General features: G+C 61.0%; 22 protein-coding genes and 1 riboswitch. Of the genes, 7 read left to right on the top strand and 15 right to left on the bottom strand.

Annotated elements, in window-relative coordinates; all coding sequences use genetic code 11:
* Window positions 1-44: 44 nt before the first annotated feature.
* The 4 genes from PTZ19_RS22520 to PTZ19_RS22505 all read right to left on the bottom strand — a co-directional run bounded on the left by PTZ19_RS22520 (window position 45) and on the right by PTZ19_RS22505 (window position 5,418).
* Complete coding sequence (locus PTZ19_RS22520; RefSeq protein WP_276357887.1) at window positions 45-2,612, bottom strand: ABC transporter permease; 2,568 nt, start codon at window positions 2,610-2,612, stop codon at window positions 45-47.
* Window positions 2,609-3,298, bottom strand: a complete 690-nt coding sequence (locus PTZ19_RS22515; RefSeq protein ID WP_276357886.1) for an ABC transporter ATP-binding protein — start codon at window positions 3,296-3,298, stop codon at window positions 2,609-2,611. Before PTZ19_RS22515 ends, PTZ19_RS22520 begins: the two co-directional genes overlap by 4 nt.
* Window positions 3,299-3,397: 99 nt before the next feature.
* Window positions 3,398-4,744 carry a sensor histidine kinase gene (locus PTZ19_RS22510; RefSeq protein ID WP_276357885.1) on the bottom strand — a complete coding sequence of 449 codons (1,347 nt, stop codon included), beginning with the start codon at window positions 4,742-4,744 and terminating at the stop codon, window positions 3,398-3,400.
* Window positions 4,732-5,418: a response regulator transcription factor gene (locus PTZ19_RS22505; protein WP_276357884.1), complete on the bottom strand. Its 687-nt coding sequence runs from the start codon at window positions 5,416-5,418 to the stop codon at window positions 4,732-4,734. Before PTZ19_RS22505 ends, PTZ19_RS22510 begins: the two co-directional genes overlap by 13 nt.
* Window positions 5,419-5,636: 218 nt before the next feature.
* Between PTZ19_RS22505 and PTZ19_RS22500 the strand changes: the two genes are divergently transcribed.
* On the top strand, window positions 5,637-5,903 hold the full coding sequence (locus PTZ19_RS22500; protein WP_276357883.1) for an aspartyl-phosphate phosphatase Spo0E family protein: 267 nt from the start codon (window positions 5,637-5,639) through the stop codon (window positions 5,901-5,903).
* Here the strand turns inward: PTZ19_RS22500 and tadA are convergent.
* Window positions 5,826-6,329 (bottom strand): tRNA adenosine(34) deaminase TadA, encoded by a 504-nt coding sequence (gene tadA, locus PTZ19_RS22495; protein WP_276357882.1) that lies wholly within the window; start codon window positions 6,327-6,329, stop codon window positions 5,826-5,828. The two genes, PTZ19_RS22500 and tadA, sit on opposite strands and share 78 nt — an antisense overlap.
* A gap of 338 nt (window positions 6,330-6,667) precedes the next feature.
* Here tadA and PTZ19_RS22490 point away from each other — a divergent pair, with 338 nt between their 5' ends.
* Entirely contained in the window at window positions 6,668-7,201 is a 534-nt protein-coding gene (locus tag PTZ19_RS22490) for a hypothetical protein (protein ID WP_276357881.1), read from the top strand.
* 33 nt (window positions 7,202-7,234) lie between these two features.
* Here the strand turns inward: PTZ19_RS22490 and PTZ19_RS22485 are convergent, their stop codons facing one another.
* Together PTZ19_RS22485 and motA are read right to left on the bottom strand one after the other, a co-directional pair.
* On the bottom strand, window positions 7,235-8,041 hold the full coding sequence (locus tag PTZ19_RS22485) for a flagellar motor protein MotB (RefSeq protein WP_276357880.1): 807 nt from the start codon (window positions 8,039-8,041) through the stop codon (window positions 7,235-7,237).
* On the bottom strand, window positions 8,019-8,828 hold the full coding sequence (motA, locus tag PTZ19_RS22480; protein ID WP_276357879.1) for a flagellar motor stator protein MotA: 810 nt from the start codon (window positions 8,826-8,828) through the stop codon (window positions 8,019-8,021). The genes PTZ19_RS22485 and motA overlap by 23 nt, the downstream gene beginning before the upstream one ends.
* A gap of 351 nt (window positions 8,829-9,179) precedes the next feature.
* Between motA and PTZ19_RS22475 the strand changes: the two genes are divergently transcribed.
* Both PTZ19_RS22475 and PTZ19_RS22470 read left to right on the top strand, forming a co-directional pair.
* A complete protein-coding gene (locus tag PTZ19_RS22475; protein ID WP_276357878.1) occupies window positions 9,180-11,960 on the top strand; it encodes an S-layer homology domain-containing protein in 2,781 nt (926 codons plus the stop codon).
* Between the two features lie 51 nt (window positions 11,961-12,011).
* The gene (locus tag PTZ19_RS22470) at window positions 12,012-12,311 is read left to right on the top strand and encodes a 4a-hydroxytetrahydrobiopterin dehydratase (protein ID WP_276357877.1); all 300 of its coding nucleotides are present in this window, start codon (window positions 12,012-12,014) and stop codon (window positions 12,309-12,311) included.
* A gap of 81 nt (window positions 12,312-12,392) precedes the next feature.
* Here the strand turns inward: PTZ19_RS22470 and PTZ19_RS22465 are convergent, their stop codons facing one another.
* Window positions 12,393-12,596, bottom strand: coding sequence for a DUF378 domain-containing protein (locus PTZ19_RS22465; RefSeq protein ID WP_276357876.1), 204 nt, complete (start codon window positions 12,594-12,596; stop codon window positions 12,393-12,395).
* Between the two features lie 113 nt (window positions 12,597-12,709).
* Window positions 12,710-13,213: a GNAT family N-acetyltransferase gene (locus tag PTZ19_RS22460; protein ID WP_276357875.1), complete on the bottom strand. Its 504-nt coding sequence runs from the start codon at window positions 13,211-13,213 to the stop codon at window positions 12,710-12,712.
* A 78-nt stretch (window positions 13,214-13,291) separates the two neighbouring features.
* Here PTZ19_RS22460 and PTZ19_RS22455 point away from each other — a divergent pair, with 78 nt between their 5' ends.
* Window positions 13,292-14,503 (top strand): MFS transporter, encoded by a 1,212-nt coding sequence (locus PTZ19_RS22455; RefSeq protein WP_276357874.1) that lies wholly within the window; start codon window positions 13,292-13,294, stop codon window positions 14,501-14,503.
* 110 nt (window positions 14,504-14,613) lie between these two features.
* Here PTZ19_RS22455 and gdhA read toward each other — a convergent pair whose 3' ends face one another.
* Together gdhA and PTZ19_RS22445 are read right to left on the bottom strand one after the other, a co-directional pair.
* A complete protein-coding gene (gene gdhA, locus PTZ19_RS22450) occupies window positions 14,614-15,987 on the bottom strand; it encodes an NADP-specific glutamate dehydrogenase (protein WP_276357873.1) in 1,374 nt (457 codons plus the stop codon).
* A gap of 180 nt (window positions 15,988-16,167) precedes the next feature.
* Entirely contained in the window at window positions 16,168-17,169 is a 1,002-nt protein-coding gene (locus PTZ19_RS22445; protein WP_422615033.1) for a diaminopimelate dehydrogenase, read from the bottom strand.
* Between the two features lie 198 nt (window positions 17,170-17,367).
* Between PTZ19_RS22445 and PTZ19_RS22440 the strand changes: the two genes are divergently transcribed.
* Entirely contained in the window at window positions 17,368-18,126 is a 759-nt protein-coding gene (locus PTZ19_RS22440; RefSeq protein ID WP_276357871.1) for an MgtC/SapB family protein, read from the top strand.
* An 85-nt stretch (window positions 18,127-18,211) separates the two neighbouring features.
* Here the strand turns inward: PTZ19_RS22440 and PTZ19_RS22435 are convergent, their stop codons facing one another.
* On the bottom strand, window positions 18,212-19,615 hold the full coding sequence (locus PTZ19_RS22435) for an ABC transporter substrate-binding protein (protein WP_276357870.1): 1,404 nt from the start codon (window positions 19,613-19,615) through the stop codon (window positions 18,212-18,214).
* 216 nt (window positions 19,616-19,831) lie between these two features.
* Between PTZ19_RS22435 and PTZ19_RS22430 the strand changes: the two genes are divergently transcribed.
* A complete protein-coding gene (locus tag PTZ19_RS22430) occupies window positions 19,832-20,146 on the top strand; it encodes a TFIIB-type zinc ribbon-containing protein (RefSeq protein WP_276357903.1) in 315 nt (104 codons plus the stop codon).
* A 65-nt stretch (window positions 20,147-20,211) separates the two neighbouring features.
* On the opposite strand, the gene PTZ19_RS22425 is transcribed toward PTZ19_RS22430, so the two are convergent.
* The 3 genes from PTZ19_RS22425 to PTZ19_RS22415 all read right to left on the bottom strand — a co-directional run bounded on the left by PTZ19_RS22425 (window position 20,212) and on the right by PTZ19_RS22415 (window position 23,893).
* On the bottom strand, window positions 20,212-20,712 hold the full coding sequence (locus tag PTZ19_RS22425) for a C40 family peptidase (RefSeq protein ID WP_276357869.1): 501 nt from the start codon (window positions 20,710-20,712) through the stop codon (window positions 20,212-20,214).
* Window positions 20,713-20,717: 5 nt separating this feature from the next.
* Window positions 20,718-20,854, bottom strand: a riboswitch (cyclic di-AMP (ydaO/yuaA leader).
* A gap of 223 nt (window positions 20,855-21,077) precedes the next feature.
* Window positions 21,078-21,896 carry a hypothetical protein gene (locus PTZ19_RS22420; RefSeq protein ID WP_276357868.1) on the bottom strand — a complete coding sequence of 273 codons (819 nt, stop codon included), beginning with the start codon at window positions 21,894-21,896 and terminating at the stop codon, window positions 21,078-21,080.
* 11 nt (window positions 21,897-21,907) lie between these two features.
* Complete coding sequence (locus PTZ19_RS22415; protein WP_276357867.1) at window positions 21,908-23,893, bottom strand: M1 family metallopeptidase; 1,986 nt, start codon at window positions 23,891-23,893, stop codon at window positions 21,908-21,910.
* Window positions 23,894-24,032 lie beyond the last annotated feature (139 nt).

Genomic DNA, 24,032 nt, shown 5'->3' with positions numbered 1-24,032 from the left:
GAAAAAAGAAGGCCGGATTCGGCCTTCTTTATATGCGATTGTGGCTAGGTGTCCTCGCGCAGCTCCTCGATCAGATTGGACCGGGCCATCTTGCGCAGCGGGCCTTGAACGGAGAGCAGGCCGACCCCCAGGGCGAAGACGCATGCGATAAGCGCCCCGCCCCACGGGAATTCGAACGGCATCCCCTGGATGCCGGAGAGCTCCTTGAACAGGAAATAGCTGAGCGCTCCTCCGAGCAGCAGCCCCCAAAAGCTGCCGATGACCCCGAACCAGATCCCTTCCGCGGAGGCCATTTTGCGGATCTGTCCCATCGTCATGCCCACCGCTTGCAGCAGCCCGATTTCGCGCCGGCGCAGCAGCAGGTTCGTTTGCACCGTGTTCATGATATTCAGGCTGCCGATCAACCCGATGACGATCAGGAAGCCGTAGACGAAAATTTGCATCTGGAGCGCGAACTGACGCTCTTGCTTTTGCCGGTCCACGATATTGACCAATTGCCCGCCGGGAATGTCGGCCGCGATTTTCTCCAGCGCCTCGCGTACGGGCTCGGAATCCGCGCCGTCTTTCAGGGCGACGGACAAGCCCATCATGGCCGTGCCGAAAGGACGCATATCGGCGGGAGCGGCTTCGAGCAGCCCGGCGACCGTGCTTTTCGTGCCGATCACCGTCAGCGCGCTCGGCTGGTAAGCCGAATCGAACGGGGATTGGGACAAGATGCCGGCGATTTTCACTTGCCGAACCGTCTTTGCGTTCCCCGGCTGATCGCCGAAATACAAGGTCAGCACGTCACCCGTTTTGTACCGGGACAGCGGCAGAATCTCTTTCTTGCCGGCGTCCTCGTTATAAGGCTTGACGGTCTGAATGAGCAGCACGCCGCCTTCGGCTTCCAGCTTCTCCGGATCCACCGTGCCGGAATCGAGGAAACGGGCTGCCTTCGCGAACATGCCGTCGTCATATAATTGCAGATTCACCGGGACCTCGGAGCTTTGCGCTTTGCCGTCTCCGCTGACTTGCGGGAATTGGAGCCGGCTGACGCGCGTGAATTCAGGGTTCAGCAGCTTGTCGGGAACGATCGCGGACGGCGACGGCAGATCATAACGCCCGTAGACGCCTTCTACGCCGGCCAGGCCGGCGATTCGTTCCCTCTGTTTGGCGTCCACGATATCCGGCACCCCCGCGTCTGCTCCGTTCTGATCCGTCTCCCCTGCCGTCAAGGTCACGTAACGGGTCAGCTCGAACGCGATCTTGGTGTTTTCCGTCTGATCCACCGTCATTTTGAACGTTTCCTGGGTAAAATAGTGGAACACGATGAACAGCATGACGCTGACGATAATCGAGAACGTCGTAATCCGGAACTTCGTCCGGTTCCTCCGAATATTGCTCGAAGCCATCCGGCCCTCGACGCCCAGCAGGCGGAGCGGGGAAGGCAGCCTCGCCCGGCGGTACGATTCGCGGACGATGCTGCCGGCTCCCTTGACGGCTTCCACGGGAGAGACCTTCGCCGCTTTCCGGGCGGGAAGCCAGGCCGCCGCAAATACGGCGGCGATGCCGACGCCGACGCTGAGGCCCATGATCCACCAGTGGAACGTCAGATGGAAAGACTCCATTTGCAGAATTTGAAATCCGCTCTGGATCATCAACCAGAGGACGAGCCACAACCCTCCCCAGCCGACGGCCAAGCCAAGCGGAATGCCGATGAGGGCAAGCGTGGAGGCTTCCCGGAAGACGAGATGGCGGATTTGCCGGGGCGTGGCCCCGATCGTGCGGAGCAGCCCGAACTGGCGGATTCGCTCCAGGACCGAAATATGGAAGGCGTTATAAATGACCGCGACCGTCGAGATTACGACCAAGCCGACCAGCGTGCCGAAAATGATCGTGAGCACTTGGTTCAAATTGCGGTCGGCGGATTCTCCCATGAGCGCGAGCACGTTCTGGTTGGTGGCAAACGGGCGGTCCAGCTTTTCGAACTCCGGTAAATGGCTGCTGATGTCGACCCCGTCCCGGAATGCGGCGAACAGCTGGTCGGATTGCCCGGCGGACGGAGATGCCGCCGGCTCCGTCAGCAAGGTGAACGCCCTGGAAGTTCGTTGCATCTGGGTTGACACTCCGTTCTCCAGAATCCCGACCAGACGGTAACCGAACGGCCGGCCGTCCGGGCCGTTCAGCGTGACGGTGTCCGAGAGCTTCGGATGGCCCGGAAGCCGTTCGGCTATCCATTCTTCGATCACGACTTCGTCCGGGGACTGAGGGAGGCGGCCTGTATTCAGGTGGATCGGCAGCAGCGCGAAAGCATCTTCGTCGGCCTGCTCCACGAACAGCTTATACGTTTCCCCGACGGGCGTCTCCGCTCCGGAGCGCAGCCGGCCCACCTTGCCGATCAGCGCGTTTCCCTTCAAACGGTCGTATAATCCCGGATCGGGCTGGGTATACGCGAAGTGAAAGGAACCGTTCTCGCGAATTTCCTTGGCCAGCGTGTTGTCCTTGAGCGCTTGGCCCATCGTCAGCAACGCGCTGATCAGCGCGACGGACAGCACGATGCCGACGACCGTCAGCGCGGTGCGCCGGCGCTGCTGCTTCAAATAGCGCCCCGAAAGCACGGCATAACCCTTCATGCCCGGACCCCTCCCCGGGAATCCTCGATCAGCCGCCCGTCCTGCATGCGGAGGATCCGATCGGCTTCCGCCGCCACGTTCATGTCGTGGGAGATGACGATCACGGTCTGGTGGAACTGGCGCACGGCCAGCTTCAGCAGCTCGATGACTTCGCGGCCATTCGCGGAGTCCAGGTTGCCGGTAGGCTCGTCGGCAAGCACGATGGCGGGCCGGTAAGCGAGCGCCCGGCCGATCGCCACGCGCTGCTGCTGGCCGCCGGACAACTCGGAAGGCAGATGGGCGCGCCGCTGATCCAGCCCGAGCGTGCGGATCAGATCGGCGATATACGCCTTGTCGGGCTGGCGGTGATCGAGCAGAAGCGGCAATTGGATATTTTCTTCCACGCTGAGCACGGGAATCAGGTTGTAAGATTGGAAGATGAACCCGATTTTGCGCCGGCGGAATACGGCTCTTTCTTTTTCCTTGAGCCCGTACAAATCTTCCCCGTCAATCCGGACTTTGCCCGATGACGGCCGATCGAGGCCGCCGAGCAGGTGCAGCAAGGTGCTTTTGCCCGAGCCGCTCGCGCCTACGACGGCGACGAATTCTCCTTGCTGGACCGAGAAAGACACGTCCTTGAGCGCTTCGACCTGCGTGCTGCCGGCGCCGTAGACTTTGCAGAGGTTTTCCGCTTGGATGACGTCCATGGTTTCACGATACCCCTCTCTCCAATTGGGCGAAGGCGGCTAATAAGCGTTGCTCAGACCGCGCTTCGGCATTCTACGGTCTACTATACCGCGGCAACCTTACAGTTCCCCCTTGTCGGGGCTTACAGATTCGTAAGTTTCGTCGGAACCCGGGGAAGGAAGGGGATGCAGGGGCAGCGTGAGGGAGAAACGGGTGCCGCCGCCCTCGGGAAGGGAAGCGGTCAGCATGCCGCCGTGCCTTTCGGCGATCGTTTTGGCCAGCGGGAGGCCGAGGCCGACGCCGCTCCCGCTGCGGGAAGCCCGGAAGAACTTCTTGAAAACGTGGGGCAAGTGCTTCGGATCGATGCCGGGACCCGAATCCTCCACGTGCAGCCGCAGGAAGACGGGCGTTCGTTCCAGACGGATCCGGACGGGGCTGCCGCTGCCGGCCGGGCTGTGCTCGACGGCGTTTTTGAGCAAGTTCGCGATCGCCTCCGCGAGCCATCGCGGGTCATGGGGAACGGATACCGGCTCGGCGGCGGATTCGTCCAGAACGATTCGCACACCCCGTTCCTCGGCCAGCCTCCGGATCGCGTCCAACGCTTGTTCGATCGTCTCGCCGAGCGGGGCGGGACGAAGCTGAAGCGGGAGCGCATCGGCTTCCAGGCGGGCGATTTTGAGCAGCGACTGGATGAGCCACTCCATGCGGTCCAGCTGGCGGCGGCACGTCTCCAGGAACTCCCGGGCGGTCGCCGGCTCTACGGCGCCTTCCAGCAGCAAATCGGTATAGACGGCCAGGGAAGAGAGCGGCGTTTTGAGCTGATGGGAGATTTCGGCAACGGTATCTTTCAGGAACAGCTTGTCCCGGCGGAGCTGCCCGATCGTCTGCTGCAGCCGGATGGCGAGCTCTTGCGCTTGATTCGCCAACAGACCGATCTCGCCTTCTCCGTAAAGCCGGAACTTCATCGGAACGTTATGCTTGACCGCGTTCTCGAGCGACAGGGCCAGCTTCCGAACCGTCGTCAGTTCCCGCCGGTACTCCCGGAGCAGCAATAAGGCCAGGATGCCGAACACGACGAGCACGCCCCCGCTGAGCAGCAGGCCGTTTCGCAGCCGGTTTTTCCCTACGATTGGAGTAAGGCTCGCCTCGAGCTCCTCGGTCAGTCCGTATTGCGCCGCGAGCTCGCGTCCTTGCGCAAGCTCTTCGGGGCTCAGCCGCTCCGGATGCGCCAACAGGCGCGCCAGCCGCGGGGCCTCTTCGGGCGACTCGGCGGCTAACCGGCCCAGGATGGCCGCTTGTTGGGCCAGCCAATCCTGGCGCAGACGATCGGACGTGTACCCGATATACCCCCAAACCAGAAGAACCGCGGCCGCGCAAACCGCGAACAGCAGCGTGGCCAATCTCCGGACGGAGGGGTTGCGCCAGAGCCGCGCCATCTCTTCCGTGGCATACGCTATCCGTTCCATCGGTATCCGGCTCCTCGTATGGTGGTAATCAGCCGCGGTACTTGGGGATCGTCCTCGATTTTCTCCCTCAATCGGCGAATGTTGACCGCCACCGTATTGTCGTCCAGGATTTCGGCGCCGTCCGGCCAGACGTGCCGGATGATCTGGTCCCGGGAAAGCACCGCGCGGGGGTGGGCCAGAAACAGGGCCAGCAGCCGATACTCGGTCAAGCTCAGCGCAAGGTCCCGTCCTTCCTTCTCGACCCGCATTTCCCCCGGGTAATGGACCAGGCTGCCCGCGATCTCCATCCGTCCTTCTTTCCCGATCGCCGGACGGCGCCTTCTCAAGACGGCATGCACGCGGGACAGAAACTCCCGCACCCGGAAAGGCTTCGTTATGTAATCGTCTCCGCCCAGGTCGAGCCCCCGGACGATGTCGATTTCCTGATCGCTGGCCGTCAGGAAGATGATCGGAACGTCGGAAGACCGGCGAATCTCCGCGCACCATTCGAAGCCGTTTCCGTCGGGCAGCTGCACATCCAGCAGGATCAGTTCGAAAGGCCTGCTGCGGAACGCTTCGCGGGCCTCCTCTAAGGTACGCGCGCCCCACGGCTCGAAGCCCTCCTGCTGCAACGTGAATTGGATTCCCCGGAACAAGGCTTCGTCATCTTCGACCAGCAAAATCCTAGTCCCCATACGGCTTCACCCTTCCCATTCCAGCCGTTCCTCTCGCGTTCATGTTCGGGAGAGTATGACCAAAGACCTGGTTTTGTCGGAAAATAATTGAAATTTGCGCCATTTCATCGACAGCGTTCTACAATCTCGTGAATGAATTTGTCCTATAATGAGAGCAATAGGAAAAATCTAGCGCGTAATGGCGAAAAAAATAAGGAAAGGAGCGGTCAGAAGCTCGTATGGATACCCCGCAGCTTATCCATCGCCTTCAATTGCTTCAGCGTCGACTTTGCGAAATGGCTGACGATCTGGGCAATCTGACCGATCCGGAAATCGTAGCCGTCAGCGAGGAAGCGGATCGGTTGATCGTGCAGCTTCAGCGGCTCCGCAGGGAAGAAGCCGAGGAGCGTCGGAGAGGGGAGCGGGTGTCAGGACCGCTCCTGTCTTCGCAGTCCGCGGAAGAAGTCGGTGAGCAGGGAAGCGCACTCTTCCTGAAGCACTCCTGAACGCCAAGGCAGCCGGTGATTGAACCGGGTATCCTGCAGCAAGTCCATCAACGTGCCGACGCAGCCCGCCTTCGGGTCGGAAGCCCCGTACACCACGCGTTCCACCCTCGATTGCAGAATGGCGCCCGCGCACATGGGACACGGCTCCAGCGTCACGTACAAGCTGCATCCGAGCAGCCTCCAGGCGCCCAGCCGCTCGCTGGCTTCGCGAATGGCGATCATCTCCGCGTGCGCCGTCGGGTCCCGCCGTGTTTCCCGTAGATTGTAGCCGGCCCCCACGATTTCGCCGTCCCGGACGATTACCGCGCCGATCGGCACTTCTCCAAGGGAACGGGCCACAAGGGCCTGCGCGATCGCTTCCCTCATCCAAACCTCGTCGTGATCGATCAACGTGTAATCTCCCTTTCCCTTCCAGCGAACATGCATTCGTTGTTAACATGGTGTGCATAAAGTTGTGGATAAACCCCTTGTTGTCCACAGACTTATGCACATTTTTCCGTTTTCCGCGGGTATAAGTCATTCGTGGTGCATCGATAGATGTTTTTTTTAACGTTACAGAAAGTTTAAGTTCGCAAGGGGTATAAAAGCGCAAAAAACTTTCTGTACTTGAAAAAACATCCGCTTAACGCGGTCGCTCCTCTTCGAAAGACTTCGATAGATGTTTTTTTTATTGTAACAGCTTGGAAATGAAGGTCAAATGCGCGGGGGATTCCGAATAGGCTGAGAATAGGCGGACAACCGTTGAGAAGGGGAGGGATGAAACGATGATCCGTCTGGCATTCCGGGAGCACCCCGAGCGGGAGCCGTCCGGCAAGGTCTCAATCCTCGGCAACGCGCTCTGCGGCGCGGAACGGATGGACGGCTATGCGTCCAGGCGCAATCCGGGCGCTCCCCGCGTTGCCCGGATCTATTTGGAACTAGGGGCCCGGCGCGGCGTCCGGGGAGACGTGGCGTTCTGCCAAGCCATGGTGGACACGAAAACGTGGACGGAGGAGCCGCAAGGTCCCCCCTGGAGGCCGTATGCCCAGTTGATCTGGGGCAGAGCGGCCGAAGGCTGGCCGGAGTCGGAGCTGGAGCGCCGGGTGGAGCGGCATTTGGATTGGCTGGCGGCGATCGCTTCCCGGAATAAAGAGCAGAAGATGTGTTGGGAGGATCTGAACGGCGTCTGGGCGGTGCCGGGCTACCGATACGGACAGGATATTCTCGCCGTATGGCGGAACATGATGGAATGGAGCGGGGATGTCGGAGCGGGGAAGCCGGGCGCTGCTTCGGACGAACGAAAACCCGTCTCCGAATGACGGAGACGGGTTGGGCGGTAACGGATTTTTGGCTTACGGATTCTGCACTTGCAGCGTGGTGTTCGGGTTGGCCGTTTCCGTCGTGAACTTGCGCAAAATGGCGACTTCCACGCGGCGGTTCTTGGCGCGTCCGGCAGCCGTATCGTTCGTGTCGACCGGATGGAACTCCCCGTAAGCGGTGGAGCTGAAGTTTTTCGGGTCGAATCCGCTCGTCGCAAGCAGGATCTTCATGAAATTCACGGCCCGCTTAAAGCTGAGATCCCAGTTGGACGGGAATTCCGGCGTATTGATCGGCTGGTTGTCCGTATGGCCGGCGACCAGCACGTTGTAATCGCTGTAGGGTTTAAGCATTTGCCCGATGGCTTCCGCCAGCTTCCCGGCTTCCGGCTTGATGGCGGCGCTGCCGCTGGCGAACAGGGCGTTGTCGCGGATCGTGATCAGAAGCTCCGATTGGTTGAGCTGGGTATCGAGCTGGGAATCCAGCTTGTTCTCCCTAATGTACTTATCCAACTGCTGCTGCAGCTGTTCCAAGTTCTGCTGCTCCTCCTGCTGGAGTTCGGCCTTCGATTTTCCGCTCGGGTTCAGGCGTTTAGTCATGTTGGTCGGACTTTGGACGTCGCCCGTCGGCACCATCGTCGAGGCTTCGAAAATGTTCAGCCCGTCGCTGAACGCGGACTTGAACGCCTTGCTGAGCTCTTCCAGCTTGGCCGTATTCACAGAGCTGACTGCATATAGCACGATGAACAAGGCCAACAGCAGCGTCATCAAGTCGGAATAGGGCAGGAGCCAGGATTCGTCCGGATGCTCCTCATGATGCTCATGCCGTTGCTTTTTGCTCACCGGCGGCTTCCTCCTTCTCGTTGAACGCCCTGCGTTCGGTCGGAGTCAGGAAGACCATCAGCTTCTGCTGGATCGCGATCGTCGATACCCCGGATTGAATGGAAAGAAGGCCTTCCACCATCATCAGCTTCAGGTCGACTTCCCGCTTGGAAATGCGCTTGAGCTTATTGGCGATCGGGTGCCACAACACGTAACCGGTGAAAATACCGAGCAGCGTGGCGATAAAGGCGGCCGCGACGGCGTGGGCCAGCTTCTCCATGTTGTCCAGGTTCTGCAGCGCGGCGACGAGGCCGACGACGGCCCCGAGCACCCCGAGCGTCGGCGCGTACATGCCCGCTTGGGAGAAAATCTGGGCGCCTGCCCGATGCCTTTCTTCGGTGGCCGCGACGTCTTCGAGCAGGACGTCCCGGACCAGATCCTGGTCGTTGCCGTCGATGATCATCCGCATGCCGACCTTCAGGAATTCGTCTTCGATCTCCTCGACTCTCGCTTCCAAGGCCAGCAGGCCTTCGCGGCGGGTGACCGTCGCCCAGTCCATGAACATCGTGATCAGCTGTTCGCGGGGGATCAGCTTCGGTTCGACGAAAACGATTTTGAACAGCTTCGGCACTTTCTTCAGGTCGCTCATGGGAAAGGCGACGGAGACCGAGGCCACCGTGCCGACGATGATGATGACGAAAGCCGCGGGGTTCGTGACCAGGGCGACGAGCGGCGCGCCCTTCAGCACCATCCCGACCAAGAGGGCGACCAGGCCCAGTACCAAACCGATAATCGTAGAATTTTTCATTCGTGCACCTCAGCAAGAAAAGTAGTAGGCGTGGCTGAGTTTCCTCGCATCCCGACACTCTAACCTGTTTATCGACAAGTTCCGCCCAAAGCATTAGAGCGATAGCTTAATTTTTGGCGCTCCGAGGGTGCGATAAAGGCGGGGGAACGCCTTCTGGACAAGGCATCGGGACCATGTTAAGATGGCATCACAATTGGATACGGCGGAAGCAGGCATTTCGTAGTTCAAATAGAGAAGTTCGGTGATCGCCCGACGCAGCGGAATCGCACGCCGAACGCACGAGGGCATCCCCGGACCCGGGGATGCCTATTTTTCGCGCCGTAGTCCAGCGGATCGAGGGAGAGAGACGGGATGCGGATGGAAAGTCGGAAACGGGCAACCGGGGATACGCGGCTGTTCCGCCGGTACGGATGGCCGCGCGCCTGGGCGGCGGCGGTGCTGGCGCTGCTGCTTTCGTTCGGCGCCTGGACGGGGACGCTGGCGGCGGACGGGGAGACGGAGGCGGATCCCGCCGGCGCGCCGACCCCGGCCCAAGTCGATGAAGCGCTCCGCGCGCTGCAGTCGTCGATCGCCCAGGCGGAACCGTTCACCGACTGGGCGGCCTTCGCGCTGGCCCGCGGCGGCCAAGCGGCGCAGCAGCGGTATTTTGCCCTGGCGGGCAAAACGGTGACGGAAGGCAGCCTCAGGCTCGCGACCGACTACGCGCGCGCGGCGCTTGCGATCAACGCCAACGGGGGAGATGCGCGTAAGGCCGGACCGGCGGGACTCGACCTGCTGGGGAGACTGGCCCGCCTCGATAACCTTGCCGCCGAGGGGCCCAACGCCCCGGCGTTCGCTCTAATGGCGCTCGATGCAGGCGGTTACGTTTTCGGCAGCCAGGACAAATGGTCCCGCGACGCATTGATCCAATGGCTGGTCGAGCAGCGGGCAGACGGCGGCGGCTGGTCGCACGTCCCCGGTCGGAGCGACGTCGAATTGACGGGAATCGTGCTGACGGCGCTTGCCCCGTACAAGGACCGGGAGGACGTCAAGCCGGCGGTGGAGGAAGCGCTGGCATGGCTGTCTTCCGTTCAGCTTCCGAACGGCGGGTTCGGCCGTCCGGAAACGAGCGAGGCCGCCGTTCAGGCGATCATCGCCCTCGTCTCGCTGGACATCGACCCGGCGAACGACCCGCGTTTCGTCAAGAACGGGCATTCCGCGCTGTCGCGGCTGTTCGGGTTCCGGCTGCCGGACGGCAGCTTCAGCCATTTGCCGGGCGGCAAACCGGACAGCCTCGCTTCCTTATATGCGCTGCTGGGGCTGACGGCCGTCGACCGCTGGCAGGACGGCTTGCCGGGCTTATACGCCGGTCTTCGCTTCGGCAGCGAGGTGAAGGTGTCGGTCTACGGGCCGGCCGGCCGGTTGGCGCAAGGCACGGGCAACGGACGTACCGCCATGGAGGACCTGGTGCAGGTCCTGCGTCGAAACCATGTGGCCTATACGTTGAAACGGGATCCGCAGGACGGGGTCATCCTGACCTCGGTCGGCTCCTTTGAGAACGGCGCTTTCGGCGGGGACGACGGCTGGCGGTATGCGGTCAGGAAAAGCGGCGAATGGGTGCGGGACGTGCCGGGATTGAGCGCGTACGATCCGGCCGGCGCGGCGGAGATCGTGGTGTACTACGGCGGCGAATCCCCGGACTTGATCCATTCGGTGAAGACGGAGCCGGTTTCCCCCCGCGAAGGGCAGCCGATCCGCGTGACCGTGGAGAAGGAAACGTACGACCCGAAAGCCGGGAAATCCGTCACGGCCCCCGCGGAAGGAGCGAACGTCACGATCGGCGGCGTATCCGCCGTCACGGACAAGGACGGGACGGCCCTCCTGAAGGACGTCAAGGCGGGCGAAACGTCGCTGCGGGTGGACGGCTACAAAGCCGGAGCCTTGCCGTCTTACGTGACGAGTGAGCAGCCGTTCACGGTCGGTTCCTACGTCAAACGCGTTACCGTGCGGGTGGAAGGGGACCAGGGGCCGATCGCCCAAGGCTCGGCCGAAGGCGGCACGGCGCTGGAAGCGCTCGAATATCTGCTGGCGTCCGGCCATATTCCATATGAAACGGAAGAGATCTCTTCCTCGGGCAAATCCATTTCTTCTATTAAGGGCATCTCGAAAGGCCAATACGGCGGATCCGACGGCTGGACCTTCGCCGTCAAGGGCAGCGCCGGGTGGATCGAACCGAGCGAGGGGATCGGCACGTTCCTGCTGGAAGAGGGGCAGGAGGTCGTCGTGTACTACGGCGGGGAGAGCACCCGGCTCCTCGAGCCCGTCTCCGTGGCGCCTGCCCGGGTGAAGCCGGGCGAGCCGGTGACCGTAACGGTCACGTACCGCGATCGAACGGCCGGCAAGCTGGCGCCGGCGAAGCCGCTGGCCGGCGTCCGGGTCGAGGCGGCAGGCGTCGCGGCGGTGACGGACGACGCCGGGCGCGCCGTGCTGCAGGGGCTCCCTGAGGGCGTTCATAGGGTTACCGTGTCGGGCTATTCTTCCGATCGAGCGCCAACGGTCGTCCGGGCAACCGCTCGGGCGGCCGTCGCGGGGGATTATGCCGACCAGGCCCAAATTCCCGGTTGGGCGGCCGACTGGGTCCGCGAAGCGCGGGCTTCGGGCGTGCTGCTGGGCGAAGGCGACTCCAAGGACGCTCCCTTCCAGCCGAAGGCGGCGGTCACCCGCGCCGAATTCGTCGTTTCGCTCGTGCGCGCGCTGGGCACGCTGCCCCCTGCCTCCGGCGGCACCGCGTTCCGGGACGTGCCGGCCGATGCTTGGTACGCGAAGGAGATCGAAGCGGCCGCCCAAGCGGGGCTCGTATCCGGAACGGCGCCCGGCGTATTCGCTCCGGACGCTCAGTTGACGCGGGAGCAGGCGGCATTGCTGCTCGTTCGGGCGCTGAACATCAAGACGGCCCATGAACAGCCGATTTCCGACCTGCCGCAGGTTGCCGCAGGGGCCGTTTCGGCCGTGCAGGCGGTGGTCGAACAAGGCTGGATGACGACGCAGCCGGACGGGAAATTCCTGCCCAAAATGACGATGCCGCGCGAACAAGCGGCCGTGATCGCGGTGCGCGTCCTGCAGCAGGTCAGGTACGCAGTGTGGGGGGAATAACCCCCGGGCAAGGATGAATGCCGGCTCTGCCGGAGAGGAGGTACGGATCCCATGGGCAAGGAACCGCTGTTGAACGAAGAGGAGCTTGCGGAAGGACTCGGCCGGCTGCCCGGCTGGTCGATCGAGGAAGGCAGGCTGACGAAGAAATATTTGTTTCCCGCGTTCGCGGACGCGGTGGCGTTCGTGAACCGGGTGGCGGCCGTCGCCGAGCGGATGAACCACCACCCGTTCATCTCGCTGGACTACCGCCGCGTCACCTTGAAGCTGACGACTTGGCATTCCGGCGGGATCACCCGGCTCGACCTCGAATCGGCCCGGGCTTACGACGGCGGGGAATCGTCCTCCGATTAGACCGACGAAAAAACCGGAGCCCGCTGCCGATTTCGCCCGGGCTCCGGCTCATCTTGACATGGCCGTCCGTGCCGATCAAGGTCAATTGTCCCGGGTGACCTTGGGGAAGAACGACAGTGCCCACAACGCCGCCGCGCCGAAGACGATGTAGACGATTTTGGATCCGACTTCGGTCGATCCTCCGAAAATCTCGCTGACGACGTCGTACTCGAACAAGCCGACGGAAAGCCAATCGAGCCCGCCGAGAATGACGAGGATCAGGGCGATCGCGTGCAAAGCCTTCATTCGGAAACCGCCTCCTTCAAGGTTTGTCAATCGGGGAGAATCTCCAAACCGCAAAAGCGCACCGCTGCCGAAACTTGTGGTTCCGTTACAGGTTTATGTGCCCGCCGGGCCCGTTATTCCGCCGCGCCGCGATCCGGCCCCGGGGAACGCTCCCGCCATACCATGCAGAGAACCCGCACGATCCCGTGCTCCGCCCGTTTTCCGTATTCGTCTTCTACGACGAAGCCCGCTTTCTTGTAAGCTTTCACGGCCCGCTCGTTCCACGTCTCCACTTCCAGGTCGATATCCGCGTCCGGACGCCTTCTTCGGGCTTCCCGCGCCGCCAGGAGGATCGCCTCCGGCCCGAGGCCGAGCCCGCACAGATCGGGACGCAGGCCGATCCCGAGACGGACCGCGCGATCCAGGGGGAACAGCTGCGCGTATCCGGCCAACTCTCCTTTGGCGTCCGCGAAGCTCACGTATTGCTTCGCCCGGATATCGGGGTCCGCGAATTCCCGTCCCTCCTTCGCCATCTCCTCCCAGGCAGGCCAGCGATAGCGGTCATAAGGCTCGGGGTACCTCCATTCGCACAACCGGCGGGCATCTTCTTCGGTCATGGGGCGCAGCGTAAAAGGCATCGCCATTCATTCTCCTTGCGTGGTATGATAGGAAAGTTGAATTCGGAAGCAAGCTCCGGAAAGGATGCGATCGAACGGATGGCTCGGCTGATCTTCCTGGGCAGCATGGCATATTTGATGGTCGGGCTGGCCCAACTGGTCATCGGCACCGTGATGGAGCCGATGGTACACGCATACGGCGTGTTATACGGGGACGGGGGGCAGCTGGTCATGCACCAGTTCCTCGGCGGCATGACCGGCACGCTGGCCGCCCCTTGGTTGATTCGGCGATTCGGCCGGAAAGTGCCGCTGTTGTCGGCGCTTGTCTTGATCGCCGTGATGCAGGCGGTCTACGCGATGCACCCGCCATGGCCCGTGATGCTGGCGCTTGGTCCCTTGACCGGGCTCGGCTTCGGCTTGACGGAAACGACGGTCGGTTCCTTCGTCATCGTGGCCGCCGCCGGCAACGCGAACAAAGCGATGAGCCGCATCGAGGTTTTCTTCGGGGCCGGGGCTTTGCTGATGCCGTTTCTCGGCTCTTGGCTGATTGCGAACGGCTGGTGGCGGATGTCGTTCGTGGCGGTATCGATATTCGCCGCCGCGACCTTCCTCGCTTGGACTCTATTGTGGCCGAAAATCCTGGATTCGTCGAGCGCGTCCGCCCAAGCGCCGGCCGATTCCGCAAGCCAGGAGCGGGAAATCCGCACGATCCGCCCCGCGCGGGGAACAGTCGGCTGGACGCTGGGCGTCTGCATCCTGTTCTTTCTCGTCTACGTCGGCTTCGAGATGAGCTTCGTCCATTATTTGCCGTCGCTCATGGTGCAGACGAATGGACTGTCCGACGCGGAGGCGTCCCTCTCGATCAGCCTATATTGGACCGCCATGACCGTCGGCCGGATGGTGGCCGGACACGCGGCGGACCGATTCGGCGGAGCGGCTTACCTCGTCTCCATGTGCGCGGTGAACGCGGTGTGCTTCCTGCTGATGACGGGATTCTCCGGCGTGACTTCGACGCTCGTGCTGACGGCCGTGTCCGGGCTGGCCATGTCGGGCATGTTCTCCATCGCCCTCGTGTTCGCCAACCGGGCCGTCCCCGGCATCACGGAGCGGACGACCAGCCTGCTGATGGCCGCGGGCGGAATCGGCGGCGCGCTGCTGCCGAAGCTGACCGGCTGGTTTCTCGACCGTTTCCAGGAAGACATGACCCGCTGGCTGTTCGCGGCGTTCGGCATCTTGCTGCTGCTGGTCATCGTATGGGCAGCCGCCTTGGCTTCCCGCAGCTCGCGCAAAAATATCGTCATGGAAGCATAGCAGGCAGATAGAGCGAAAAAGACACGAACCCGGATGTTTCAAGGGTTCGTGTCTTTTTGTTTCCTGTGGATAAACAAGGCTCGCGAGGGATCGCCCGTTTATTCGAATTTTTATACGACGCCTTGCGCGAGCATGGCTTCGGCGACCCGCACGAAACCGGCGATATTGGCTCCCGCCACCAGATTGCCGGGCAGACCGTAGGCTTCGGAAGCCTTCACGCTGTTCTGGTAAATGTTCTTCATGATGCTGTGAAGCTTGGCGTCCACCTCTTCGAACGTCCAGGACTGCCGCATGCTGTTCTGGGACATCTCGAGAGCGGATACGGCAACGCCGCCGGCGTTGGCAGCCTTGGCCGGTCCGAACAGAACGCGGTTTTTCAGGAACACGTCGATCGCTTCCAGGGTGGAAGGCATGTTGGCGCCTTCGCCGACGGCTTTGACTCCGTTCTCGACCAGCATTTTGGCGGAATCGGCGTCGATTTCGTTCTGCGTGGCGCAAGGAAGGGCGATATCGCACGGGAGGGACCAGATGCCTTGGCAGCCTTCCGTGTATACGGCGTGGGGATGCTCGTCGACGTACTCCCGGATCCGCTTGCGCTCGATTTCCTTCAACCGTTTGACGGTGTTGAGGTTGATTCCGTGCGGATCGTACACGTAGCCGTCGGAATCGCTGCAAGCGACGACTTTGGCTCCAAGCTGCGTCGCTTTGTCCATCGCGTAGATGGATACGTTGCCCGAACCGGAGACGACCACCGTGCTGCCTTGGAAGCTCAGTCCCCGGGACTCCAGCATTTCGTTCACGAAGTAGACGCATCCGTAGCCCGTCGCTTCCGTCCGGGTCAAGCTGCCGCCGTAGACGATGCCTTTGCCGGTCAGAACGCCGGCTTCGTAGCCGCCGCGGATCCGCTTGTACTGGCCGAACATATAGCCGATCTCCCGGGCTCCGACGCCGATGTCGCCGGCCGGCACGTCCTCGTCCGGTCCGATGTATTTATACAGCTCGGTCATGAAGCTCTGGGTAAACCGCATGATCTCCCGATCGGACTTCCCTTTGGGATCGAAATCGGAACCGCCTTTGCCGCCGCCGATCGGCTGGCCGGTGAGCGAGTTTTTGAAAATTTGCTCGAAGCCGAGAAATTTGATGATGCTCGCGTTGACGGAAGGATGGAAGCGCAGTCCTCCCTTATACGGGCCGATGGCGCTGTTGAACTGAACGCGGAAGCCGCGGTTCACCTGCACGTTGCCGTTGTCGTCCACCCACGGGACGCGGAAGGTGATCATCCGCTCCGGTTCCACGATTCTTTCCAGAATGCCGTGTTTCATATACTTAGGGTGTCTGGCGAAGACGGGGATCAAGGAATCGAGGATTTCTTTGACGGCCTGGTGGAATTCGCTCTCGTGCGGATTGCGGCGGATCACGGACTCATAAACGGACGATACGTACTGCTCGGCTGCTTGCTCCGAGCCGGTGAGCGTGGAGGGCATGGGGCATCTACTCCTTCGTTTTGTACTTTGAAACAGTTTTTTTGCATTTTTATACTTAATAATTGTAGATTATACACAAACTTTGGGTGGATGGAAATAAATTTTGATTCCCAATCTCCAAAAAAACAATAAAAAACCGAACCGCCGGGGATGGCGGTTCGGATGGAGATGCCGATCGGATTACAGCAATTCGCGGCGGAGCTCCTCGGGAGATTTGGGCGAGAGGTAGCCGGGCGCGATGTCGAAGACGGTTTTGGCGCCGGTATGTCCTTCGCCGCTGAGGCGGACGGCCGCTCTCGCGTAGGCGACCAGCACGCTGGCGGTGAATTCCGGGTTGCTCTCCAGCTGCAAGCGGAATTCGATGAGCTGTTTCGTTCCTTCCCCGGTGACCCCGCTGCGGATGACGAAACCGCCGTGGGGCATTCCCTGGTGCTCTTTGCGAAGCTGCTCTTCCGAGATGAAGGCAACCGTCGTATCGTAGTCCGAGAAATAGTTCGGCATCGAGACGATCTCGTGCCGGATTTTCTCCAGATCCGCGCCTTCTTCCGGCACGACGAAGCATTGCCGAAGATGCTTCTCGCGCGTGGCCAGTTCGGGCGTCTCCCCGGACCGGATCCGGTCGATCGCTTCCTGCACCGGCACGGTATACTGTACGCCGGCCTTAACGCCCGGTACGCGGCGGATGGCGTCGGAATGGCCTTGGCTGACGCCTTTGCCCCAGAACGTATAGTCTTTGCCTTCCGGCAGAATGGCTTCCGCCAGCATGCGGTTCAACGAGAACAACCCCGGGTCCCAGCCGGTGGAAATCACGCTGAGCGTACCCGCTTGCCGGGCCGTTCGGTTGACGGCGTCGAAAAACTCGGGGATTTTCGCGTGGGTGTCGAAACTGTCCACCGTGTTGAACATGGCGGCCATTTGCGGCGTCTGCTCGGGAAGGTCCGTGGCCGATCCCCCGCACAGGATCATGACGTCGATTTTTCCTTTATATTGTTCAGCCGCGGAAATATGCTCGAAACGGACGCCTTCTGCGGCTTGCATCTGTTCGGGCGGTCTGCGCGTAAAAACGGCGACGAGCTCGAAATCGGGGTTTTGGGCGATCGCTTTCCGCACGCCTTTCCCCAAATTTCCGTACCCGACGATTCCTGCTTTGATTTTTTGTGCCAATCGAAACAGCCTCCTCATCTTCATTGTGAACCGTATGTTTGATCCTTTACCATCCTATCAAAATCTGACACGGCATGTAAACGAGGAAACGGCGCGGAGGCGCTAAACGACCGAAATCGACAAACAACAAGGAGACTTGGCATTGACTTCCGAATTCCATTCCACCTATACTACGGTCATCAAATCTCCTTGAAAACTTTAGGAGGCGACGCCTGGATGTCCAACCCGGCCGTATGGCAGATCAGTCATTGGGAGCTCACGATGCGGATTCTGTTCGCGCTCGTCGTAGGCGGATTAATCGGTCTGGAGCGGGAATACGGGCAGCACTCCGCCGGATTCCGCACGCATATTCTCGTCTGTTTGGGCTCGGCGCTGATCATGCTGCTATCCATCTACGGATTCAGCGCCTTCGTGGGCGAGGCCAACGTCCGCGCCGATCCGGCGCGTCTGGCCGCCCAAGTGATCAGCGGCATCGGGTTTCTGGGCGCGGGAACGATTCTGCGCAACGGCAATTCCATCTCGGGCCTGACGACCGCGGCTTCCCTGTGGGTCGTAGCCGCGCTGGGTCTCGCGATCGGGGCGGGTTTCTATTACGGGGCGCTGCTCACCGCGTTTCTCGTGCTCGTCTGCCTGTTCGTGCTGAACAAGCTCGAGAAGTCGTTCTCCGGCAAGCGGAGGATGGCCGAGGTGACGGTGGTCCTTCAGGAGACCGGCGGCATTATCCGGCACGTGATGGGGATCATGTCCCCGTTAGGCGCGTCGGTCACGGGCGTCTCGTCCGATACGGACGCGGGAATACCGGGAGGACCGATCCTTCAGCTGCAGTTGAAGGTGAAGAACATGATGCTGGAGAAGCACCCCGAGATCATCGGGGAACTGCGTCTGATCCCGGGCGTTCAGCAGGTCAACTACCAGCTGGCGGACAGCAAGTCGCGCCGTAAACCGTCGGAGGATCCGTTATCGGGAGAGGAATGACGGGAAACTCGGCGTAATGGAGAAGAGGGGCCTGCCGTTTTCCCGGCGAGGCCCCTCTTCCCGTTTGTTCATGAAGCGAGGTTCTTCAGCCTCCGGACGCCGCCGGGGAGGGCGACGGCGACTCTTTCGGCGGTGCGGCCGCAAGCGCCTCCTGGGCTTTCGTCTGGAGATCGTTTAACGCTTCGTCCAACGATTTCTGGCCGGAGGAGGCGGCCTGCATCTCCTGCTGGGCCATCTCCTGGAACTTCATGAAGAAATCGTCCGGAAGCTTGCTGTAGCTTTTGTACATCGCCGGCTGAACCGGCTTCAAGGAATAGAACGCCTCGAAATGGTGCCCGGCGTCGTCTTTCAGGTACTGGGTGCGGACCGGCATCGACCCGGTCTGCCGCTTGGAGGTCACCCGGGCGAACTCGTCGCTCGTGATATAGCTTAGGAATTTCCAAGAGGCTTCGATCTGGCCGCTCTGGGCGGAAACGGCGAAAATGTTGTTCAGCGAAACGTTCGGACTGACGTCCGGATTGGCCGGATCGACGGGCATCGTCACGATGTCCCAGTTTTTGATCGCCTTGTCCTTCACGACTTCCTGCGCCTGCTTGATTTCCCCCATCAAATAGTTGCCTTCGATGGTCATGGCCGCCTTGCCCGCGATAAACGGATTCTGCAGCAAATAATCCTCGTACTGCATCGGTCCGTTCATATTCGGACTCTCCGTATAGAGCGCGCCCGATTTCATCGCGTTCAGCGCCGTGCCGAACACTTTCTTCCAGGCGTCGGAATTGATCGTCACTTGCTTGGCGGTCGCATCGACGATATTGAGGTTTTGCGTAACGCCGATCATGTTGGCGAGCTGATAGAGATCGAGCCCCCCGTAGTTCATGCTCATACCGTAGACCCGGTTATCCTTGGAGCCGTCGGTCGGGAACATGGCGGCGAGCCGAAGCAGCTCGTCCCAGCTCATTTTGTCCTTCGGAAGGTCGACGTGGTGTTTTTCGAACAGATCCTTGTTATAGTAGACCACCCGGCCGTAGAAGTCCGGGACGAGGCCGTACAGCTTTCCTCCGCTCAAATCTTTCAAGTAATCGAGCATGCCGGGCATGAGGCCTTCTTTCTTGAACCCTTTCTCCTCGATCCGGCTGTCCAGCTCCAGCAGCTTGCCGTCCTCGGCCATTTTCGTGTATTGGTCGGCAGACAGCATCATGATGTCCGGCTTCTGCTGTTCGATGAACTCCATCATGGCCTTGTCCATGTCCTTGCCCGGCTCGTACTTCACGCTTTGCGTATTGACGACCTCGATCTCCACATCGGGGTGGAGCGCCGAGAACAGCATGCCGTATTGGTCGAAGAACGACCTCTCATCGTAATACATGACCTTGATAACGACCGGTTCCGCTTGGCTTGGCGTGTCTCCGGACTTCATGGAGCAGCCTGCCAGCAGAGCCGCGGTCATGGCGATCGCCAGAAACCGACTCGTACCGCGTTTGCGTGCCAAAAAACGTTCACTCCTTCTGCGTATTGGACCGGCTTCGGGAAGGCCGTCCATTTCCAATTATCTTCCATTGCGAGGGAAATGCCTAGCGATTTATGGAAATCTTAATAAAAGTTAAGGTAGATTTTAAAATCTTGGAAGGTTCGCGAAGGACCGAAACCGGATGCGGTTTGCCGCGTAAGGAACGAGGGAAAGCTGGCATGGGAGGGGATGATGGGTTTGAATTGTCCGGTATGTAATGAGGTCCGAATGAGGGAAGTCGAGAAAGACGGGATTTTGATCGACGTATGCCCGTCCTGCAAAGGGGTATGGCTGGATCGGGGAGAGCTGGAAAAGCTTATGGAGGGCGTAAGGGAAGTCCGCCAATCGTATAACGAATGGTATTACGGAAGCGGAGACGCCGGACGTCCCGCGCCGCAGCCTCCGTATCCCCCGAAACAGCAGCAGCCTTATTATGGCAGCCACCCTCACGGGCATCCGAAGTACAAGAAAAAGAAAAGCGTGCTCGACGTATTCGGCGATTTGTTCGACTGATCGCTGCGGCGAAAGAAAACCCCGCCCTCCGGAGGAAGGCGGGGTTCTTTCGCGCGCGGGGCCGATCAGGCTTCCGGCTCTTCCGCGGCCGCGGCGACTTCGGGATCGGTCGCGACTTCTTGATAGGTGTCGGTATCCATGACGCGGCGGGCTCCGACATAACGTTTGGCGTAGTAACTCTCGTCCAGGGACGTAATCGTGACGCCCTTGGAGGTGGAGGAGTGGGCGAATTTGTTATCTCCGACGTAGATGCCTACGTGGGATACGCCGTGTCCGTCCGTGTTGAAGAATACGAGATCGCCGGGGCGAAGGTCGGCTTTGGCGACTTTCTGGCCCTTCTTGAACTGTTCCTTCGAACTGCGGGGAAGCTCGATGCCGAGTTTCTTGAATACGTAGCCCGTAAAACCGGAGCAATCGAACCCGCTCGTGGTCGTTCCGCCGTAATCGTAATCGACGCCGATCACTTTGGAGATCGTCTCGTCCAATTTCGAATCGGCGAATGCGCTTCCGACCTGGAAAGCAAGCAAAAAAGCAAGAGAAAGCAGCATGACGGTGAACTTGCGCAAAGCTGGTGTCTCCTTCCAAATGCCTGCGAGGTTAGCTGGAGGGTTCGGTTGAAGGTTCCCTATGGCTCCTGTCTTGCGAAGCCAATTCACCCAGAGTGGTTCCCCCGTTTCCCGAAACACGGGAATTCGGCAATTTTTTCACACAGCCTTACATATTCGCTTCGTTCGACGGACTTCCTGCTCATTCTGGATTAGAATTCCTTAATCTTCGTCCCGATTCGCCGCTCTCCCCGCCTGGATCCCCGCTGCGCCGTCACCCTCCGAAAAACGCGCAACCCCCGCCCCAGGCCATGCGATGGCCGAAGGACGGGGATTGTGCGGATGGGATTGCCGGGCGAATCCGTTTGTCGAAATCCGCCGGCGTTTCAGCTCTCCAGCTCCCTCCAGACCGAAAATTGGGAAGCGGCGGTCCAGAGGGCCAGCAGGGAGCGGACGAAATGGAACGATTGGTGGATCACGACGGCGGCGAAGCCGGACCAGACGACGGTGAAGGCGGATACCGCGGCGGAAGCGGCGAAGCCGATCCCCGCCATCGCCAGCGAGACGGCCAGGAGCGGGACCGCCCGCCCCAGCGCGCGGGACATTCCCCGGAGGACGCCGAGTCTGCTGACGGCTCCGAATTGCATGCAGCGGAACGCGAGGTGGACCGCGAAGCCCCAGACCAGCCACCCGGCGGCGTAAGGGAGCAGGTCTTGGAGCCAGTCGCCGGCCGAACCGCTGGCAAGGAACCGTTCCTTCGCCATCGGGATGAGCCGCAGGGCGGGCAGCAGGATGAGGGCGTTCTCCGCCGCGTACAGCAGCACGACCGGTTTCCACGACGAGCGGATGCCGGCCAGCATTCGAGTGCCGCCGCCTCCTTCCCCGGCATGATGGAAGGAGTAGAACAACCCCGCGTCGATCACGGGCGAAATGATCATCCGGAGGATCAGAAGCCCGGCGAGCAGCCAGAGCAGGGAATCCATCAGATCGGTTCGCAGCAGCCGGAATTCCGCTTCGATTAGGAAGATCGGAATCGCGTTCGCGTTCGGATGGAGATCCGGGTACCGCGCGAGAATCGGCGTCACGACGGAATCGACGAGACGGAACAGGAAGAACCCCCATAGCAGGCGGTACAGAAAGAGGAGCAGCCCTACATATTTATGCCGGACGGTCATGTCCCATCCCTTGCCAAGCCATGCCTTCACGATCGTTCACCTCACCATGCGAATGTGCCGAACACGCTTTCGAGCGCTTGTGTCAGGCCGGCCGTCCATTTGATCCTTTGCTTCGACGGAACTTCGGTTTTCAGGAAGTTGTTGAATCGCCGATTGTCCAGCACGGCGGACAATTCCGGGTCGACGGCCGCGTAAAGGAGCCGGGAAGCCGAATCCGTCTGGATCTGGACGTGGTTCTGGGCACCGTCCCACGTCTTGCGCTCGGTATGGCCGTCCGCGTAGCCGAGCAGCACGCCGACCGGCTGCGGGCTGCCCCCGGCGCGGGTGAGCATGACCGTATTGCGGTATTCCCCTTGGCCGGTCTTGAAAGAGTCGGCGGCCTCGACGGTGAAGTCGGCCATCTCTCCCCGGTACACGTAAGCGCCGAAGAAATCGCTCCACTTCGTTTTCGTTACGGACTCGACGACCTTCTGGAAGTCGGACGAGGAAGGGTGCTTGAAGCGGTATTTCTGGAAATACGTCCGCAAAATCTTGTTCATCGTTTTGCTGCCGACCTGCCGTTCCATCGCGGTCAGCACCAGCTTGGCCCGCAAGTAAACGTTGTCCGCGTAGCCGTCCGGTTCCCGGTATCGCCAAGCGAACTGGCGCAGCGGCTCGGGGTGGGTCATGTAGCTGGCCTCCACCGGCGTGTTGGGCACGACGCCGTAGATGGACGACATCAACTTGTCTTCCGTGTAAGAGGTGAAACCTTCGTCCAGCCAAGCCTCTTCGAATTCGTTGGAGGCGACCATTCCGTACCAGTATTGATGGGCGATTTCATGGACCAGTGTGCGTTCCAGGCTGTATCCGGGATTTTCGGACTTGGCGGCCTCCGCCGTCACGAGCGTCGGATATTCCATGCCGCCTGCCCCGTTGCCTCCGGCCGGCGGAACGATGACGGACAGCGTGGAGTAGGGATACTCCCCGTACCAGGCACCCAGCTTGGACAGCGCGGATTTGGCGGCGTGCATGTAGCGGTCCTTCAAATTTTCGTGAAGGGGATCCAGGTAGAGCCGGATGCGGACGCCCGGAACGCCCGGCGACGACAAGGATTCCTCGGCGTAGACGAACCGCGGCGAAGCGGACCAGGCGAAGTCGTGCACGTCGTCTGCGTAATAATGGTAGATTTTGCGCCCCTTCGAGACGGACGCGGGTTTGGTCTGGAAGCCGGTCGCGGCTACCGTGTAAGTTTCCGGAACGTCGATTTTGACGCTGTAAATGCCGAAGTCCGAATAAAACTCCGAATTGCCGTGGTATTGATGGAGATTCCAGCCTTCCGCCGCCCGGCCCCGGGTGCCGGCCGTTTCGTAGACCGCCACTTTCGGGAACCATTGTCCGGCCATGACGAAGTCGCCGGCGGTTCCCATGCGGGCGAAAACGGGGGGGAGCTTGACCTTGAAGCCCACTTTGAGCGTAACGGAGCCGCCAGGAGGAACGGCTTCGGGGAGGCGAAGCGTGGCCAGCGTCCGGTCCGACTTGTTGCCGTCGTCCGGCTGTACGTAGTGCAGGCGGGGCAGCAGCGTCTCGCCTTGCTCGGTCGTCAAGGTTGCCAGTTCCATGGATCCGTAGCCGCCGGCAGGCATCTTGTCGCCCCGGAGCTGCCCGCCGGACTCCTTGAGAAACGTGCTGCCGGGAGAGAAGGCGTTCGGATAGAGGTGGAAGTAGAGGTCGGACACCGATTTGCGCCCGGGATTTTTCCAAGTCACACTCTCCTGCCCCGTCAGCGTGCCGCCGTCTTCGAGCTTCACCGAGAGGTGGTATTCGGTGATGCGCTGGCTGTACACGATCGGTTTCGGCTGCAGCGGGGCGGCTTCCGGTTGAGCGGGTTTGGGGGCGGAGGAGGCCGGGGCCGTCTCCAGCGCCGAGGCGGCCGCCGGCCAGGCATATTGGGCCTGCCATGCCTCGGCGAATCCGTACCGGATGGATAAAGCCAGGATACACGCGGCGGCGGCGAATAGAAGCAGGCGTAACGTACGGCGCTTCGGCATAACGGATAACCTCCCGTTGACAAGCATCTACGGACATCTATATGCGGGTTGTCCGTCGATTATATCTGCCTGTCTTACGGGAGGGACGGGTTGTTGGGTTAACTGGAACTTATTGGAGGCCGGAGTCGTCTGTATGGAG

Origin of the sequence: Cohnella caldifontis (assembly GCF_029360585.1) — a bacterium.
GTDB classification, from domain to species: Bacteria; Bacillota; Bacilli; order Paenibacillales; family Paenibacillaceae; genus Cohnella; species Cohnella caldifontis.
The sequence above is the reverse complement of the archived record's forward strand: the minus strand, read 5'-3'. Positions and strand labels throughout refer to the sequence as shown.

What these genes read in the sequence shown, in the direction of transcription:
- PTZ19_RS22520 (WP_276357887.1), bottom strand. Translation starts at nt 2,612, where the DNA reads ATGAAGGGTTATGCCGTGCTTTCGGGGCGCTATTTGAAGCAGCAGCGC.
- PTZ19_RS22515 (WP_276357886.1), bottom strand. Translation starts at nt 3,298, where the DNA reads ATGGACGTCATCCAAGCGGAAAACCTCTGCAAAGTCTACGGCGCCGGC.
- PTZ19_RS22510 (WP_276357885.1), bottom strand. Translation starts at nt 4,744, where the DNA reads ATGGAACGGATAGCGTATGCCACGGAAGAGATGGCGCGGCTCTGGCGC.
- PTZ19_RS22505 (WP_276357884.1), bottom strand. Translation starts at nt 5,418, where the DNA reads ATGGGGACTAGGATTTTGCTGGTCGAAGATGACGAAGCCTTGTTCCGG.
- PTZ19_RS22500 (WP_276357883.1), top strand. Translation starts at nt 5,637, where the DNA reads ATGGATACCCCGCAGCTTATCCATCGCCTTCAATTGCTTCAGCGTCGA.
- tadA (WP_276357882.1), bottom strand. Translation starts at nt 6,329, where the DNA reads ATGCATGTTCGCTGGAAGGGAAAGGGAGATTACACGTTGATCGATCAC.
- PTZ19_RS22490 (WP_276357881.1), top strand. Translation starts at nt 6,668, where the DNA reads ATGATCCGTCTGGCATTCCGGGAGCACCCCGAGCGGGAGCCGTCCGGC.
- motA (WP_276357879.1), bottom strand. Translation starts at nt 8,828, where the DNA reads ATGAAAAATTCTACGATTATCGGTTTGGTACTGGGCCTGGTCGCCCTC.
- PTZ19_RS22475 (WP_276357878.1), top strand. Translation starts at nt 9,180, where the DNA reads ATGCGGATGGAAAGTCGGAAACGGGCAACCGGGGATACGCGGCTGTTC.
- PTZ19_RS22470 (WP_276357877.1), top strand. Translation starts at nt 12,012, where the DNA reads ATGGGCAAGGAACCGCTGTTGAACGAAGAGGAGCTTGCGGAAGGACTC.
- PTZ19_RS22465 (WP_276357876.1), bottom strand. Translation starts at nt 12,596, where the DNA reads ATGAAGGCTTTGCACGCGATCGCCCTGATCCTCGTCATTCTCGGCGGG.
- PTZ19_RS22460 (WP_276357875.1), bottom strand. Translation starts at nt 13,213, where the DNA reads ATGCCTTTTACGCTGCGCCCCATGACCGAAGAAGATGCCCGCCGGTTG.
- PTZ19_RS22455 (WP_276357874.1), top strand. Translation starts at nt 13,292, where the DNA reads ATGGCTCGGCTGATCTTCCTGGGCAGCATGGCATATTTGATGGTCGGG.
- gdhA (WP_276357873.1), bottom strand. Translation starts at nt 15,987, where the DNA reads ATGCCCTCCACGCTCACCGGCTCGGAGCAAGCAGCCGAGCAGTACGTA.
- PTZ19_RS22445 (WP_422615033.1), bottom strand. Translation starts at nt 17,169, where the DNA reads ATGAGGAGGCTGTTTCGATTGGCACAAAAAATCAAAGCAGGAATCGTC.
- PTZ19_RS22440 (WP_276357871.1), top strand. Translation starts at nt 17,368, where the DNA reads ATGTCCAACCCGGCCGTATGGCAGATCAGTCATTGGGAGCTCACGATG.
- PTZ19_RS22415 (WP_276357867.1), bottom strand. Translation starts at nt 23,893, where the DNA reads ATGCCGAAGCGCCGTACGTTACGCCTGCTTCTATTCGCCGCCGCCGCG.